The sequence below is a fragment of the Microbacterium kribbense genome (assembly GCF_039537285.1).
Lineage (GTDB): Bacteria > Actinomycetota > Actinomycetes > Actinomycetales > Microbacteriaceae > Microbacterium > Microbacterium kribbense.
Map to the genome: position 1 here is coordinate 239,228 of NZ_BAABAF010000006.1, position 15,125 is coordinate 254,352.

14 protein-coding genes are annotated in these 15,125 nt (G+C 70.0%); 10 read left to right on the forward strand and 4 right to left on the reverse strand.

Going from position 1 to position 15,125, the window contains the following annotated elements; all coding sequences use genetic code 11:
- The first annotated feature begins 46 nt into the window (after window positions 1–46).
- Both ABD705_RS09390 and ABD705_RS09395 read left to right on the forward strand, forming a co-directional pair.
- Window positions 47–2,398, forward strand: a complete 2,352-nt coding sequence (locus ABD705_RS09390) for an FdhF/YdeP family oxidoreductase (protein WP_344782854.1) — start codon at window positions 47–49, stop codon at window positions 2,396–2,398.
- Between the two features lie 176 nt (window positions 2,399–2,574).
- Complete coding sequence (locus ABD705_RS09395) at window positions 2,575–3,831, forward strand: L-lactate MFS transporter (RefSeq protein ID WP_344782856.1); 1,257 nt, start codon at window positions 2,575–2,577, stop codon at window positions 3,829–3,831.
- A 66-nt stretch (window positions 3,832–3,897) separates the two neighbouring features.
- On the opposite strand, the gene ABD705_RS09400 is transcribed toward ABD705_RS09395, so the two are convergent.
- The 3 genes from ABD705_RS09400 to ABD705_RS09410 all read right to left on the reverse strand — a co-directional run bounded on the left by ABD705_RS09400 (window position 3,898) and on the right by ABD705_RS09410 (window position 5,749).
- On the reverse strand, window positions 3,898–4,203 hold the full coding sequence (locus ABD705_RS09400) for a DUF6457 domain-containing protein (RefSeq protein WP_344782858.1): 306 nt from the start codon (window positions 4,201–4,203) through the stop codon (window positions 3,898–3,900).
- 93 nt (window positions 4,204–4,296) lie between these two features.
- On the reverse strand, window positions 4,297–5,325 hold the full coding sequence (locus ABD705_RS09405; RefSeq protein WP_344782860.1) for an LLM class flavin-dependent oxidoreductase: 1,029 nt from the start codon (window positions 5,323–5,325) through the stop codon (window positions 4,297–4,299).
- A 52-nt stretch (window positions 5,326–5,377) separates the two neighbouring features.
- Window positions 5,378–5,749 carry a DUF3054 domain-containing protein gene (locus ABD705_RS09410; RefSeq protein ID WP_344782862.1) on the reverse strand — a complete coding sequence of 124 codons (372 nt, stop codon included), beginning with the start codon at window positions 5,747–5,749 and terminating at the stop codon, window positions 5,378–5,380.
- 211 nt (window positions 5,750–5,960) lie between these two features.
- On the opposite strand from ABD705_RS09410, the gene ABD705_RS09415 reads away from it, so the two are divergent.
- On the forward strand, window positions 5,961–7,412 hold the full coding sequence (locus tag ABD705_RS09415) for a glyceraldehyde-3-phosphate dehydrogenase (RefSeq protein WP_425562065.1): 1,452 nt from the start codon (window positions 5,961–5,963) through the stop codon (window positions 7,410–7,412).
- Between the two features lie 20 nt (window positions 7,413–7,432).
- Here ABD705_RS09415 and ABD705_RS09420 read toward each other — a convergent pair whose 3' ends face one another.
- Window positions 7,433–7,885, reverse strand: coding sequence for a (deoxy)nucleoside triphosphate pyrophosphohydrolase (locus ABD705_RS09420; protein ID WP_344782866.1), 453 nt, complete (start codon window positions 7,883–7,885; stop codon window positions 7,433–7,435).
- A 73-nt stretch (window positions 7,886–7,958) separates the two neighbouring features.
- On the opposite strand from ABD705_RS09420, the gene ABD705_RS09425 reads away from it, so the two are divergent.
- The 7 genes from ABD705_RS09425 to ABD705_RS09455 are packed head-to-tail and all read left to right on the forward strand — an operon-like array spanning window position 7,959 to window position 14,690.
- The gene (locus tag ABD705_RS09425; RefSeq protein ID WP_344782868.1) at window positions 7,959–8,498 is read left to right on the forward strand and encodes a GNAT family N-acetyltransferase; all 540 of its coding nucleotides are present in this window, start codon (window positions 7,959–7,961) and stop codon (window positions 8,496–8,498) included.
- 48 nt (window positions 8,499–8,546) lie between these two features.
- Complete coding sequence (locus tag ABD705_RS09430) at window positions 8,547–9,629, forward strand: DNA glycosylase AlkZ-like family protein (protein ID WP_344782870.1); 1,083 nt, start codon at window positions 8,547–8,549, stop codon at window positions 9,627–9,629.
- Window positions 9,630–9,636: 7 nt separating this feature from the next.
- On the forward strand, window positions 9,637–11,751 hold the full coding sequence (locus tag ABD705_RS09435) for a heavy metal translocating P-type ATPase (protein ID WP_425562060.1): 2,115 nt from the start codon (window positions 9,637–9,639) through the stop codon (window positions 11,749–11,751).
- 37 nt (window positions 11,752–11,788) lie between these two features.
- Window positions 11,789–12,847, forward strand: a complete 1,059-nt coding sequence (gene gnd / locus ABD705_RS09440) for a phosphogluconate dehydrogenase (NAD(+)-dependent, decarboxylating) (protein ID WP_344782872.1) — start codon at window positions 11,789–11,791, stop codon at window positions 12,845–12,847.
- Between the two features lie 9 nt (window positions 12,848–12,856).
- Window positions 12,857–13,501 carry an NAD(P)H-binding protein gene (locus ABD705_RS09445; RefSeq protein ID WP_344782874.1) on the forward strand — a complete coding sequence of 215 codons (645 nt, stop codon included), beginning with the start codon at window positions 12,857–12,859 and terminating at the stop codon, window positions 13,499–13,501.
- A gap of 19 nt (window positions 13,502–13,520) precedes the next feature.
- Window positions 13,521–13,919: a hypothetical protein gene (locus ABD705_RS09450; protein WP_344782876.1), complete on the forward strand. Its 399-nt coding sequence runs from the start codon at window positions 13,521–13,523 to the stop codon at window positions 13,917–13,919.
- A gap of 48 nt (window positions 13,920–13,967) precedes the next feature.
- Window positions 13,968–14,690: an NUDIX hydrolase gene (locus tag ABD705_RS09455; protein ID WP_425562061.1), complete on the forward strand. Its 723-nt coding sequence runs from the start codon at window positions 13,968–13,970 to the stop codon at window positions 14,688–14,690.
- Window positions 14,691–15,125: the final 435 nt, after the last annotated feature.

Sequence of the window (15,125 nt, forward strand, 5' to 3'; positions counted from 1 at the left end):
CGGCGCACGGTCGACGACGTCGAACAAATGAAGGAGGGCAGTGCCCATGGTCGGTAAGGCTCCGGTCGAGGACATCAGCGAAGCGGCAACCGAGATGGAGGTCGGCAAGCCGAAGGAATGGGCTGCCGGCGTTCCCGGCGTCACTCACTCCATGGGCCCGGCGTTCAAAGAGATGGGTGTCGGGCGCAGCCTGTCGCTGCTGACCGACATGAACCAGAAAGACGGCTTCGACTGCATGAGCTGCGCGTGGCCGGATCCCGACCACCGAAAGACGTTCGAGTTCTGCGAGAACGGCGCGAAGGCGGTCACCTGGGAGGCCACTCCGGTCACGATCCCCACCACGTTCTGGTCGGAGAACTCGATCAGCAGCCTGCAGGACAAGTCAGAGTACTGGCTGGGCATGCAGGGCCGGCTCATCGAGCCGCTGTACAAGCCGAAGGGCAAGGACAACTACGAGCCGATCGACTGGGCCGACGCCTTCCGGATCATCGGCGAGCGGCTGCGAGGCCTGGACTCGCCGAACGAGGCCACCTTCTACACCAGCGGCCGCACTGCGAACGAGACGGCGTTCGCCTATCAGCTGTTCGCGCGGGCGTTCGGCACCAACAACCTGCCGGACTGCTCGAACATGTGCCACGAGTCGACCGGCCTGGCGATGGGCCAGACCATCGGCATCGGCAAGAACACGATCGCGTACAAGGACTTCGCCAAGGCGGACCTGATCATCATCATGGGTCAGAACCCCGGCACGAACCACCCGCGGATGCTGACGGCCCTGGAAGAGGCGAAGGAGGCGGGAGCCGAGATCGTCGCGGTCAACCCGCTGCTGGAGGCGGGCCTGATCCGCTACAAGAACCCGCAGCGGGTCAAGGGCATCATCGGGCACGGCACGGGCCTTGCCGATCAGTACCTGCAGATCCGCGCCGGCGGTGACGGCTGGCTGATGCAGGCGATCTCGCAGCGCGTGTTCCAAGCCGAGGCGGCGAACCCGGGCACCGTGCTCGATCACAAGTTCCTCGACCAGTACTGCTCGGGGCTGGAGGAGTTCCAGGCGCACGTCGAGCACCTCGACCCCGAAGCCGTGCTGCGGGCGACGGGCCTGACGACGGCGCAGATCGACGAGCTGGCCGAACGGTACCTCAAGGCCGACAATGTCATCATCACCTGGGCGATGGGACTGACCCAGCACAAGGATGCGGTGGCCATCATCAAGGAGGTCGTCAATCTGCTGCTGCTGCGCGGCAACATCGGCAAGCCCGGCTCGGGCGCGTCGCCCATCCGCGGACACAGCAACGTGCAGGGCGACCGCACGATGGGCATCTGGGAGCAGATGCCGCCGGCGTTCCTCGACAAGCTGCAGGCCGAGTTCGGGTTCGACCCGCCGCGGGAGAACGGCTACGACGCGGTGCAGGCGATCGAGGCGATGCTCGCCGGCAAGACCAAGGTGTGGGTCGCGATGGGCGGCAACCTGGTCTCGGCCATCTCGGACACCCACGCCGCCGAGGCCGGATTCCGCAAGGTAGGGCTCAACGTGCAGATCTCCACGAAGCTCAACCGCAACCACCTGACGATCGGCGATGAGGCCATGATCCTGCCGGTCCTGGGCCGGACCGAGATCGACATGCAGGCGGCGGGTCCGCAGATGCTGACGGTCGAGGACTCGGTGTGCGCCATCCACGCCACCCGGGGCAAGGTCAAGCCGATCTCAGACAAGCTGAAGTCCGAGATGGCCGTGGTCAGCGGCATCGCACGAGCCGTCTTCGGGGATGACAGCCCGATCGACTGGACCGGGTTCGAGAACAACTACGACACGGTGCGCGACCACATCGAGCACGTGATCAAGGGGTTCGACAACTTCAACGAACGACTCAAGAAGGACAACGGCTTCATCCTGCCGCACGGCCCGCGTGACTCGCGCACCTTCAACACGCCCAGCGGCAAGGCGCTGATCACCGTCAACGAGCTGGAGTACATCCAGTGCCCGCCCGGACGACTGCTGCTGCAGTCGATGCGCGCGCACGACCAGTTCAACACGACGATCTACAGCCTGGACGACCGCTACCGCGGCATCAAGAAGAGCCGTCGGGTCATCTTCGTGCACCCCGACGACCTCGCCGAGCTCGGCATCAAGGACGGCGAGCTCATCGACGTGCACAGCGAGTTCTCGGACAACGTCGACCGGGTCGTGCACGGCTTCAAGGCCGTCGCGTTCCCGACCTCGCGCGGGTGTGCCGCCACGTACTTCCCCGAGGGCAACCCGCTCGTGCCGCTGGGCTTCACCGCGGAAGGCAGCAACACACCGGCCTCGAAGTCGGTGGTGGTGCGACTGGAACCGATAGGGAACATCCGAGAGCCGAGGTTGCACAGTTCGGAGGGGTCCCTGGCGACCGCGGGCTGACGCCCAGGGGCGACCGGCGCCCCCTGTTATGAGACAGCCTCCGACACCGTCGTCGGCGGGTCGTGCTGCCCCGTGCGCTTTTGTCACACACCGAAAAGAAGGGTAGAGCTATGTCATCATCAGCCGCCACAAGGGGTGGGGTAACGAGAAAACCGACGGCGGGACGATGGTGGATCGTGATCGCAGCGCTGCTGCTGCAGTTCTCGATCGGTGCGGTCTACGCCTGGAGCGTGTTCAGTTCGGCGCTGAAGAAGCCGGACGCGATGGCGCTGACCAACCCGGAGGCCTCGCTTCCGTTCACCGTCACGATCGGCATGATCTTCATCGGCAGCTACATCGGCGGCCGCATCCAGGACCGGACGGGCCCGCGCCCGGTCGCCCTGGCCGGCGGCATCATCTATGCGATCGGCTGCATCATCGCGTCGTTCGCGCTGTCGCATGATTCCAGTCAGCTGTGGCTGCTGGTGCTCGGCTACGGCGTGATCAGCGGGTTCGGCCTCGGCTTCGCCTACATCGTGCCGATCGCGATGCTGCAGAAGTGGTTCCCCGACAAGCGCGGACTCATCACCGGGTTGGCCGTGGCCGGCTTCGGATTCGGCGCGGTGCTGACGGCGCCGGTGGCGCAGTGGCTGATCGCGATGACGCCGACCGAGCCGAACCGGGCGTTCCTGCCGCTGGGCGTGGGCTATCTGGTCCTGGCGCTGATCGGGGCGTCGTTCTTCCGCAACCCGCCGGCCGGCTACGCCGTGCCGGGCTGGGTGCCGGCCTCATCCGGCCGGGCGCGGGACAGCTACAAGCAGTTCACCGAGAAGGAGGCGCTGCGCACTCCGCAGTGGTATCTGCTGGCCGCCATCCTGACCCTGAACGTGACGGTCGGCATCGCGCTGATCGCACAGGCCAACTCCAGTGCGATAGACATCGCGGGGTACACCGTGGCCGGTGCTGCCGCGCTGGTGGGCATCTTGGCGCTGTTCAACGGCGGTGGCCGGATCTTCTGGGCCTGGGTGTCGGGCAAGACCGGTCGCATGACCGCGTTCGGCCTGATGCTGGGTCTGCAGGGCGTCTGTCTGCTGATCATCCCGCACGCCAGCAACGCGGTGCTGTTCTTCATCCTCGCGGCCGTGATCTACCTCTGCTACGGCGGCGGCTTCGGCACGATGCCGGCCACGGCCGGTGACTTCTTCGGGGTCAAGCATGCCGGTGCGATCTACGGTCTGATGATCATCGGCTGGAGCCTGGGCGGCATCATCGGCCCGCCGATCATCGCGGCGCTGATCGGCGGCGACAAGAACTACACGCTGGGCTACACCGTCATCGGCATCATCGCCCTGGTATCGCTGATCGTGCCGTTCATCACCCGGATGCCCAAGCCCAAGCCGGGCGACGGGGCGTCCCGTTCGGTGCCGGCCGCGGAGGCAGCCGCGAACGACTGACACGCAACGAGAACGGGATGCGGTGCGCTTCGCGCCGCATCCCGTTCTCGTTGCGGATGAGTCCGGTCAGGCCTGTTCGGCGGCAGCGGCGTGTTCGCGGCAGAGTTGGAATGCCCGGTCCAGGGCGGCGCTGACGGCGGCCTCGGGCGTCACGTCGCCCGATGCCGCGGCGATCCCGGCGGCGTACCCGGCGACGAAGGTGGTCAGCGGAGCGGCGGGGCGCAGCACGCCGTGTGCGGCGCGGCCGGCCAGGCCCAGCACGGACTTGATGTCGACGTCCAGGCCGTGCACCTCCAGCGCGTCGGTGAGCTGCACGCTCCACGCGCGCAGAATCTCGTCGTCCTTCTCCCGATCGGCGTCGCTGTTGCTCATCATCCCTGTCTTTCCGTGGTCGCTGCCCCGGACGTCATCGACCGGCGCACTTCCACTGTACTGAGTGGGCCGGCGGCACCGGGTCGCGGCGGCTCAGCTGCGCGTGCTGATCCAGCCCAGGGCCGGTGCCACGTACTTCGCGAACGACTCGGCGACCCGCAGGTTGAACTCGACGCCCAGCTGACTGGGGATCGTGAGCATCAGCGTGTCGGCGGCCGCGATCGCAGCATCCGCCTTCAGCTGCTCTACGAGCACGTCGGGCTCGGCGGCGTACGTCTTGCCGAACGTCGACCGGAACCCGTCGATGTAGCCGACGCCCTCCTGGTCGCTGCGCCCGCCGAAGTACAGATGGTCCTCGGCGGTCACCAGCGGGAAGATCGAGCGGCTCACCGACGTGCGCGGGGTGCCGGGATGCCCCGCCTCGCGCCAGGCGGCCTTGAAGGCCTCGACCTGCTCGGCCTGCAGCTGGTCGAACGGCAGCCCGCGGTCTTCGGTCAGCAGCGTCGACGACATCAGGTTCACGCCGGTGCGGCCGGCCCATTCGGCCGTGTCGCGCGACCCCGCGCCCCACCAGATGCGCGAGCGCAGCCCGGGGGAGTGCGGCTCGATGCGCTGCCGGCCGGTGCCGCCGCCGAACGGGCTGGATGCGTCGCGGTCGGCCATGCCCTCACCGGAGATGGCCTTCATGAACGTCGCGAAGTGCTCGTGCGCGAGGTCCGCGCCGCGCGGGTCCGTCGACCCGGTGTAGCCGAACGCCTCATAGCCGCGCACCACCGACTCGGGTGACCCGCGGCTAACGCCCAGCGCCAGTCGGCCGCCGCTGATCAGGTCGACCGAGGCGGCCTCTTCGGCGAGGTACAGCGGATTCTCGTACCGCATGTCGATCACGCCGGTGCCGACCTCGATGCGCTCGGTGCGCGCGGCCACCGCCGCCAGCAGGGTCATCGGCGAGGAGTGCTGTCTGGCGAAATGGTGCACCCGGAAGTAGGTGCCGTTCACGCCCAGGTCGTCCATCCCCTGTGCCAGATCGATGGCCTGGAGCAGGGCGTCGGCTGCGGTCAGCTGTCGCCCGCCGCCGAGTGGACCGTAATGACCGAACGAGAGCGTTCCGAATCGCTGCATGGTGGGTCCAACGCTACGCCGGCAGAGCGCATTCCGCTGCATGCATACGCGGCTACCGCGGTGTGCGCCGGCGGCGGCGCGCGATCACGCGGGCGAGCACGCGCCAGCCGACCAGTGTGATCAGCAGGAAGACGGCGGCCACGATGATGAACGGCACGGCCGTGCCCTGCGCGCTCAGGACGCGCAGCAGCATCCCGCCGACGAGCGTGACCAGCCACAGCGGCACGCCGGTGCGCAGCGGACGGGCGGGCGCGCGCCAGGCGAGCGTCACGGCCCAGCCGACCACGAGCGCGGCCAGGAACGGCCACGCCGTCGTCGCGATGCCGCCCAGATCGAGTGCTTCCGCGTGGCTGGCGCGGCCGGCCACGGCGAACACGATGACGATCACGATGTCGGCGACCAGCGACCAGACGGTGCGTTTCATGGAACCTCTTTCTGCGTGTCTTCATTGTCGCCTCTCCATCGTGTCAGCGCGGTCGGAAGCTGCCTGATCCCGCCGATAGAATGGCGGGTGAACCCGCTCTTTCGCGCACGGTGTGCGCGATCCCCGCTGACAGCGCCGTCGGGCCATGAACCCAGGCGGTGCACGAAGGAGTGCCGTGAACAGCTCGGTCGACAGCCACCGCCGCGACTGGATCGCCCGTGAGGAGCAGGCCGAGCGGATGATTCCGCTGGTCGGCGGCCTGTATCGGGGTCGCGGCGTGGTGACCTCGATCCACGGCCGGCGGCTGATCGGCTTGAGCAGCATCGACCTGATCAAGGCGCACAAGTTCGCCCGGCAGGCCGGCGCCGACGAACTCTCCCTGGACGCCTCCACCGCGGTGCTGCTGGCGTTGACCGAGCTTGCGCCGGGACCGGCATCCCTCGACATCGCGCGGCTGCATCAGGCCTTTCTGACGCGCGGCGAGGGTGCGAGCCTGGTGGAGTTCCTGCGCGCCGAGCTCGGCGACATCGTCGAAGAGCGGGTGGATGCCGGTGCCCCGCGCGATGTCGTGCTGTACGGCTTCGGCCGGATCGGCCGCCTGCTGGCGCGCCTGATGATCGCGCATGCCGGCAGCGGGTCCGGGCTGCGGCTGCGGGCGATCGTGGTGCGCAAGGGCAGCGCGGACGACCTGCACAAGCGGGCGAGTCTGCTGCGCCGCGACTCGGTGCACGGCCCGTTCGCGGGCACCCTCACCGTCGATGAGCAGGCCAGTACGATCCTGGCCAACGGCACGCTCATCCAGGTGATCTATTCGGATGACCCGGCCAGCGTGGACTACACCGCATACGGCATCCAGGACGCCATCGTCGTAGACAACACCGGGCGCTGGCGCGACCGGGCCGGGCTCGAGCAGCATCTGCGCGCGAAGGGCGTGGCCCGGGTGCTGCTGACGGCGCCGGGCAAGGACGACGTCAAGAACATCGTGTTCGGCATCAACCAGGCCGCGATCGGCGAGGACCGCATCCTGTCTGCGGCATCGTGCACGACCAATGCGATCACGCCGGTGCTGGCGGCGATCGACGAGGCATACGGCGTGGTGCGCGGGCACGTCGAGACGGTGCACTCGTACACGAACGACCAGAACCTGACCGACAACTTCCACAAGGGCAGTCGGCGCGGCCGGTCGGCGGCATTGAACATGGTGATCACCGAGACCGGCGCGGCGAAGGCCGTCGCCAAGGCGCTGCCGCAGCTGGCGGGCAAGCTGACCGGCAGCGCGATCCGGGTGCCCACGCCCAACGTCTCGCTGGCGATCCTGAACCTCACGCTCGAGCACACCGCCGACCGCGACGAGCTCAACGGATATCTGCGCGCGGTGTCGCTGCACTCCAAGCTGCGCCAGCAGGTGGACTACATCGAGTCGCCCGAGGTGGTCTCCTCCGACTTCGTCGGCTCGCACCGCGCCGGGATCGTGGACGGCCTTGCCACGATCGCCGACGACGACAACGTCGTGGTCTACGTCTGGTACGACAACGAATTCGGCTACAGCTGTCAGGTGGTGCGGGTGATCGAGGCGATGGCCGGCACGCATCCGGCGGTCTTCCCGGAACGGGTGAACGTGACGCTGGAATCGATGAAGAGCCTGCAGGCCCAGGTGCTCTGACGCGTCTGCTCGCGGCAGGCTCAGTCGCGCGCCGGGGCGGACGGATGCTGCAGCAGCCGGACGGTCGGGATGTCGGCCGGCGCCCACTCGAGCAGGTCCAGCTCTGCCGGCGCGAGCCAGCGCATCGCGGCGTGTTCGGTGAGCCGCGGCGTTCCGGCCGTCAGCCGGCAGGCGAATGTGGTCAGCACGACCGTGCCGAAGTCGTAGTCGTGGATGGTGCGGGTGAGCTGGGCGCCCACGGTCACCTCGCACTGCAGCTCTTCGGCGATCTCCCGGGACAGTGCGGCCCGGGCCGTCTCACCGGGTTCGATCTTGCCGCCGGGGAACTCCCACAGCCCGGCCAGCACGCTGCCGGCCCCGCGCTGCGCGCACAGGATCAGGCCGTCGCGGATGATCGCCGCGCCGACGACGTCGATCCGCCTGAGTGCGGCGCCGCTCGGCGCGTGCGCGGCGGATGCGGGGGGTTCGGCCATGGCATCGGAGTCTATTCGCCGGCCGGCGCCGCCGCAGCGAAGGGACCGGATCGCACCCCCGTAACCTGGAGGCATGCCCGCACAGCACGACAAGACCACCACCCGGATCCTGACCGGCGGCGCCGTGCTGCGCCGCGCACGGCCGGGCGACGAGGCCGGCATCCTCGCCTGCATCCAGGCGCTCGCCGACTATGAGCGAGAGCCGGATGCCGTCACGGGCACGGTTCCGATGCTGGCCGAGACGCTGTTCGGCCCCGATCCGCACGCGTTCGTGCACGTCGTCGAGCGCGACGGCAAGATCGTCGGGATCGCACTGTGGTTCCTCACCTATTCGACCTGGACGGGCCGGCACGGCATCTGGCTCGAGGACCTGTTCGTCTACGACGGCGAGCGGGGGCGCGGGTACGGGACGGCGCTGATCTCGGCTCTGGCCGCGCTGTGCGTCGACCGCGGCTACACCCGGCTGGAGTGGACCGTGCTGGACTGGAACGCGCCGTCGATCTCCTTCTACCGGTCGCTGGGCGCCGCCCCGATGGACGAGTGGACCACCCAGCGACTGGCCGGTGCCGCACTGGACGCCGTGGCCGGCCGGGCCGCGACATCCGCCCGCTGAATCGGTGCGCTCTTCCGGACGTCGGTGCCCGCCAGTACCCTGGGGCGGGTGGTACACGAGCTGACCCGCGATCAGGCGCGCCGCATCATCGTGCGCGCCCAGCTGCTCGACGCCGACCGGCCGGGGGACGTCGTCGAGGTGGCCGAGCAGCTCGGCGCGATCAAGATCGACCCGACGGCCGTCATCACATCGTGCCAGCACATGACCCTGTGGTCGCGCATCGGCTGGTCGTACGAGCCCGGCCAGCTGCAGAAGGCCGTCGAGGTCGACCGTCTGCTCTTCGAGCTGGACGGCACGTTCCGGCCGATGAGCATGCTCCCTCTGCTGCGGCCGCAGATGCGCCGGTGGCCGCAGCATGCGCGCGGCAGACAGTGGCTCGAGGCCAACGACGCGTTCCGCAAAGACGTCATCGCACGGCTGCGGGCCGAGGGACCGCTGACGGCCGATCAGATCCCCGATACCGCGCAGGTCGCGCGCGATTCGGCGGACGGCTGGTACGGCCCCAACCAGGTCCCGCGCATGCTCGAGGCGCTGTCGCGGCAGGGCGTCGTGGCCGTGACGCGGCGCCAGGGGCGTACGCGGGTGTGGGACATCGCCGAGCGCGTCTTCGGGCCGGACGTCCCCGATTACCCCGATGAGGAGGCGCTGCGGCTGCTGGCCGAGCGCCGGCTGCAGGCGGCGGGGCTGGCCAAGCAGACGTCGCCGTGGACTCCGGTGGGCGAGGCCGGCGAGCCGGCGCGCGTCGAGGGGTCGAAGTGGAAGTGGCGCGTCGACCCCGAGGCGCTGGCGCGCGTGGACGAAGAGGTCGACGGCCGCGTTGTCTTCCTCAACCCGTACGACGGCATGCTCTTCGACCGCCCGCGACTGCGCGAGGTGTTCGAGTTCGAGTACGTGCTCGAGCAGTTCAAACCGAAGGCGCAGCGCGTGTACGGCCACTTCGCTCATCCGATCCTGATGGGGGACCGGTTCGTCGGCCTGCTGGACGCGGCGATCGACCGGAACGAGGGGGTGCTGCAGGTCAACGCCATCCACGAGCTGCTCCCGTTCGAGCCCGAGGAAGAGGAGATGGTCCGCGCCGAGCTCGACGAGCTCGCACAGTGGTTAGGAATACCCCTGGGGGGTATGCGTTGAGGTCAGTATGGACATGCACGCCGGAAACGACCTCCACGCCGCTCAGGCGCACCATGCAGACCACGCCGGTCACGTAGAAGAAGCGGGTCACGCGGGCCACGGCGGCCATGCGGGCCACGGCGACCACGCCGGGCAGTTCCGCCGGCTGTTCTGGATCAATCTGCTCATCGCCGTGCCGGTCGTGGCGCTCTCGCCCGCGTTCGGGATGCTGCTGGGCTACGGCGTGCCGAGCTGGGCGCTGTGGATCTCGCCCGTGCTCGGCACCGTCATGTACGTCTGGGGCGGCCGGCCGTTCCTGACCGGCGCCGTCAGCGAGGTGCGCAGCCGCGCTCCCGGGATGATGCTGCTGATCGGCCTGGCGATTACCGTCGCGTTCCTCGCGTCGTGGGGAGCCACGCTGGGGCTGGTCCACCACCAGCTCGAGTTCTGGTGGGAGCTCGCCCTGCTGATCGTCATCATGCTCCTGGGCCACTGGATCGAGATGCGGTCACTGGCACAGACCACCTCGGCACTCGACTCACTGGCGGCGCTCCTGCCCGACGAGGCCGAGCGCGTCGACGGCGACGAGATCGTGACCGTCGCGCCCGCCGACCTGCGGGTGGGCGACGTGGTGCTCGTCCGCCCCGGCGGCGGCGTGCCCGCCGATGGGCGCATCGTCGACGGCACCGCCAGCATGGACGAATCGATGGTCACCGGCGAGTCCCGGCCGATCGCGCGCGGCATCGGCGAACCCGTCACGGCGGGCACGGTCGCGACCGACTCGGGGCTGCGGGTCGAAGTCACCGCGACCGGCGACGACACCGCGCTCGCCGGCATCCGCCGTCTCGTGGACGAGGCGCAGAACTCGTCGTCGCGTGCGCAGCTGCTCGCCGACAAGGCGGCGGCGCTGCTGTTCTGGTTCGCGCTGGGCGCGGCGGTCGTCACCGCCGTGGTGTGGACCCTGGTGGGCGCTCCCGACGACGCCGTGGTGCGCACGATCACGGTGCTGGTGATCGCCTGCCCGCATGCGCTGGGCCTGGCCATCCCGCTGGTGGTGGCCATCGCGACCGAGCGCGCGGCGCGCGGCGGCGTGCTCGTGAAGGACCGTCATGCACTGGAGGCCATGCGGCTCGTGGATGCCGTCGTCTTCGACAAGACCGGCACCCTGACCCGCGGCGAGCCCGCCGTGACGGCCGTCGCCGCAGCCGGCGACGTCGACGTCGACGCGGTGCTGGCGCTGGCTGCGGCCGCCGAGACCGACAGCGAGCACCCGTTGGCCCAGGCCATCGTGCGCGCCGCACAGGAGCGACGGTTGACCCTGGCGCCGGCATCCGGATTCTCCTCGTCGCCCGCGGTCGGGGTGACCGCGACGGTGGGGGGCCACGAGATCCGCGTCGGCGGCCCGCGTCTGCTCGACGAGCTCGGCGCGGCCGAGGTGGCGGACGCCGACCGGTGGCGCGCGGACGGCTCGATCATCCTGCACGTGTCGCGCGACGGCGCGGTGATCGGCGGCCTGGCGCTCGCCGACGAGGTGCGGCCCGAGTCGCGCGAGGCCGTCGATGCGCTGCATCGGCTCGGCGTCGAGGTGATCATGATGACCGGCGACGCCGAGGCCGTCGCACAGGCGGTGGCGGGCTCGCTCGGCATCGACCGTGTGTTCGCCGGCGTCCACCCCGAAGACAAGGCCGGCAAGATCGCCCGCCTGCAGGCGGAGGGACGCACGGTCGCGATGGTCGGCGACGGCGTCAACGACGCCCCGGCGCTGGCACAGGCCGACGTCGGCATCGCGATCGGTGCGGGCACGGATGTCGCGATCGCGACCGCCGGGGTGATCCTGGCCAGCTCCGACCCGCGGTCGGTGCTCTCGGTCATCGAGCTGTCGCGGGCCGCCTACCGCAAGATGACGCAGAACCTGTGGTGGGCCGCCGGCTACAACCTGCTGGCGGTGCCGCTGGCGGCCGGCGTCCTGGTGCCGATCGGGTTCGTGCTGCCGATGGCGGTCGGCGCGATCCTGATGTCGATCTCGACCGTCGTCGTGGCGCTGAACGCCCAGCTGCTGCGGCGGATCGACCTGAGTCCCGCCGCCGGGGTCCGCGCCGTCCTGGGTGGCCGGCCCCATGCGCCCGAGCGGAGCCGGGCCTAGACTGCCGACCGTACCGATATGTGACGAGGAGAAGCACATGCAGCTGGGAATGGTGGGCCTGGGGCGGATGGGCGCGAACATCGTGCGCCGCCTGATGAAGGACGGTCACGAGTGCGTCGTCTACGACACGAACAAGGATGCCGTGGCGGCCCTGGTGGCCGAGGGTGCGACCGGCGCCGACGACATGGCCGACCTGGCCGCCAAGCTGCAGACGCCGCGGGCGGCGTGGGCGATGGTTCCGGCATCCATCACCGGAAAAGTCGTCGAGCAGATCGCCGCGGTCTTCGAGCCGGGCGATGCGATCATCGACGGCGGCAACTCGAACTACCGTGACGACGTGCGCCGGGGCGAGAAGTTCGCGAAGGTCGGCATCGACTACATCGACGCCGGCACCAGCGGCGGCGTGTTCGGCCTGGAGCGCGGGTACTGCCTGATGGTCGGCGGTCCGGATGCCGCGGTGGCGCGCCTGGAGCCGATCTTCCGCACGATCGCGCCGGGTGCGGGCGACACCCCGCGCACGCCCGGCCGCTCGGGCGATCTCGCGCCGGAGGAGCTGGGGTACCTGCACTGCGGCCCGTCCGGCGCCGGCCACTTCGTGAAGATGGTGCACAACGGCATCGAATACGGCATCATGGCGGCCCTGGCCGAGGGGCTGAACATCCTGCACAATGCGGACGCCGGCACGCGCGAGGCCGAGCACTCGGCCGAGATCGCGCCGCTGGAGGAGCCGGAGTTCTACAAATTCACGATCGATACCCCCAAGGTCGCCGAGCTGTGGCGCCGCGGGTCGGTGATCTCGTCGTGGCTGCTGGATCTGACCGCCGCCGCGCTGGAGGAGAACCACGAGCTGAATGGGCTGGCCGGTCGCGTCTCGGACTCGGGCGAGGGCCGATGGACGGTCAAGGCCGCCGTCGACGTCGGCGTGCCGGCGCCGGTGCTCGCCTCGGCGCTGTTCGAGCGGTTCGCATCACGCGACGAGGACCAGTACGCGAATCAGCTGCTGTCGGCGATGCGGCTGCAGTTCGGGGGCCACAAGGAACTGCCCGCGGGCGACGTGCTCGAGGCGGGTGGTCGCAAGGCCGAGCACGAGCAGTAGGGAGACGAGATGGCGCGCATTCTGATCATCGGCGGTCACGGCAGGGTCGCCCAGCTGCTGGAGCCGTTGCTGACCGGCGGCGGAGACACCGTCACCGCCGTGATCCGCAATGCCGACCACGAGGCGGACGTCGCCGCGACCGGCGCACAGCCGGTCGTCGCGGATGTCGAGGCACTCGATGTCGACCAGCTGACGAATCTGATCGCGGGCAACGACGCGGTCGTGTGGTCGGCGGGCGCCGGCGGTGGCGACCCGGCGCGCACCTGGGCGGTCGACCGCGATGCCGCCGTCCGGTCGATGGATGCCGCAGCGGCCGCCGGTGTGCGGCGGTACGTCATGGTGTCGTACTTCGGCGCGAGCCGCGACCACGGCGTGCCCGCAGACGACTCGTTCTTCGCCTATGCCGAGGCCAAGGCGGCCGCCGACGAGCACCTGCGCGGCAGCGCCCTGGACTGGACGATCGTCGCACCCAGCGGCCTGACCCTGCAGGCGCCGACCGGGCGCATCGACACCCGCGCTGAGGCGTCCGGCTCGGTGCCCCGGGCCGATGTCGCGGCCGTCATCGCCGCCGTGCTGACGGACGAGACCACCGTCGGGCGCGCCATCCGGTTCAATACCGGCGACGTGCCGATCGCGGCGGCGATCGCCGGCTGACTGCGGCAGGGGCCACACCATGACGCGCTACGCGATCGATGCCGCCACCGGGCTGCGACTCATCCAGGACCAGCGCACGCTTGCTCCTGGGCACGCCCTGGTCGGCGCTGCCGCACTGAGGTCCCAGGTGATGGCGCTGCTGTACCGGCAGGTGCGGGCCGCCGGCCTCGACGAGCGGGCCGGCACGGAGCTGCTGGAACGCCTCGCGGGACTGAAGATCCGGCTGCTGGGCGATCGCGGTTCGCGCGCGCAGGCATGGAGGTATGCGGTGCAGGACGGCCGGGGCCAGATCGGCGCGCTGGAATACCTGGCCGTGGCGGTGCTGCAGGCCGATGCGCTGATCACGCAGGACGCCGACCTGATCGCGGCGGCCGCGGGCCGCATCCCGGTCGCGGAGTACGAGGATCTGTTCCGCTGACCGCCGTGGGGTGACTCGGGTGTGGCGGCCCTGGCGTAGCCTGGGCGGGTGCCTGCCGACCACCCGACGCCCTCTCCCGCGCGGGAGCAGTTGGGTGCGCTGACGGCGGCCGGGGCCCTCTCGTTGCCGCTGGATCTGATGCCGCTCATGGGGCGGCAGCGGCCGGCGGCCGTGCTGCTGCTGTTCGGGGTGCTCGACTCGGTCCTCAGTGGTCACGATGCGGCTGCGGGCGCGGTCTCGCGCGACCTGGATGTGCTGCTGCTCTCGCGCGCGTCGACGCTGCGCGAGCACCCGGGGCAGGTCGCCTTCCCGGGCGGGCGCATCGATCCGGAGGACGCCGGCCCGGTCGCGGCCGCGCTGCGCGAGGCGCGCGAAGAGACCGGCCTCGACCCCGATGGCGTCGACGTGCTGGGCACGCTGCCGCCGCTGCCACTGGTGTACTCGCGGCACCTGGTCACTCCGGTGCTCGGCTGGTGGCGGCATCCGACCCCCGTGCGGGTCGTCGACGAGGCAGAGTCGGCAGACGTGTTCCGCGCACCGGTGGCCAACCTGCTCGACCCGGCCAACCGCGGCGTGACGGTGATCCACCGCGACGGTCAAGTGTGGCGCGGTCCTGGCTTTCTAGTGCACGGGGCGGCCGGCGAGCATCTGGTGTGGGGATTCACCGGGATGCTGCTGGAGGGCCTGTTCGATCGGCTCGGGTGGACCGAGCCCTGGGATCGCAGCCGCGAGCTGCCGCTGCCCGCGATCGAGGACGACTCGGGCCGCTGACCGGGTGTTGTGCGCGGATGGTCGTCCTGGCCGGGCCAGGAGAGTGTCGCCTTCCGGCGTCGTGGCCGGAGCACGCCGTGCGGCAGGCTTCTGCGGCGCACTCAGTGCTTCGGTTGCCACGCGCGCGGCCTCGCGCGGGGTGACTGCGTTCGCGCAGCGTTGTCGCGCAGGCGCGCCTGTTTCGTGCGCGCGCGCCTGTTTTGGACGGAGCGGGATTCGTCGCGCGCCCGTTTCTTGCGCGCGCGCCCGTTAATTTCATGCGCGGGTGTCGGTTTGTGCCGCGCGAGCGTTCGCGGCTGGCAAGGGCCGGGGGTCGCCAGGCATCCGCGCACCGAGGGGTGACGTCCCGCTGAGTGGTGGAGTTTCTCGACACCGTGCGGATCAGCTGTTGTTGATTATGCCGCGTTGAGTTCTGGGATCGCCACCTCCTCGTCG

Bases quoted from the DNA above. Each gene is read 5' to 3' on its own strand.
- ABD705_RS09405 (WP_344782860.1), bottom strand. From the start codon at position 5,325: ATGCAGCGATTCGGAACGCTCTCGTTCGGTCATTACGGTCCACTCGGC.
- gnd (WP_344782872.1), top strand. From the start codon at position 11,789: ATGCAGCTGGGAATGGTGGGCCTGGGGCGGATGGGCGCGAACATCGTG.
- ABD705_RS09400 (WP_344782858.1), bottom strand. From the start codon at position 4,203: ATGAGCAACAGCGACGCCGATCGGGAGAAGGACGACGAGATTCTGCGC.
- ABD705_RS09450 (WP_344782876.1), top strand. From the start codon at position 13,521: ATGACGCGCTACGCGATCGATGCCGCCACCGGGCTGCGACTCATCCAG.
- ABD705_RS09425 (WP_344782868.1), top strand. From the start codon at position 7,959: ATGCCCGCACAGCACGACAAGACCACCACCCGGATCCTGACCGGCGGC.
- ABD705_RS09445 (WP_344782874.1), top strand. From the start codon at position 12,857: ATGGCGCGCATTCTGATCATCGGCGGTCACGGCAGGGTCGCCCAGCTG.
- ABD705_RS09435 (WP_425562060.1), top strand. From the start codon at position 9,637: ATGGACATGCACGCCGGAAACGACCTCCACGCCGCTCAGGCGCACCAT.
- ABD705_RS09390 (WP_344782854.1), top strand. From the start codon at position 47: ATGGTCGGTAAGGCTCCGGTCGAGGACATCAGCGAAGCGGCAACCGAG.
- ABD705_RS09420 (WP_344782866.1), bottom strand. From the start codon at position 7,885: ATGGCCGAACCCCCCGCATCCGCCGCGCACGCGCCGAGCGGCGCCGCA.
- ABD705_RS09410 (WP_344782862.1), bottom strand. From the start codon at position 5,749: ATGAAACGCACCGTCTGGTCGCTGGTCGCCGACATCGTGATCGTCATC.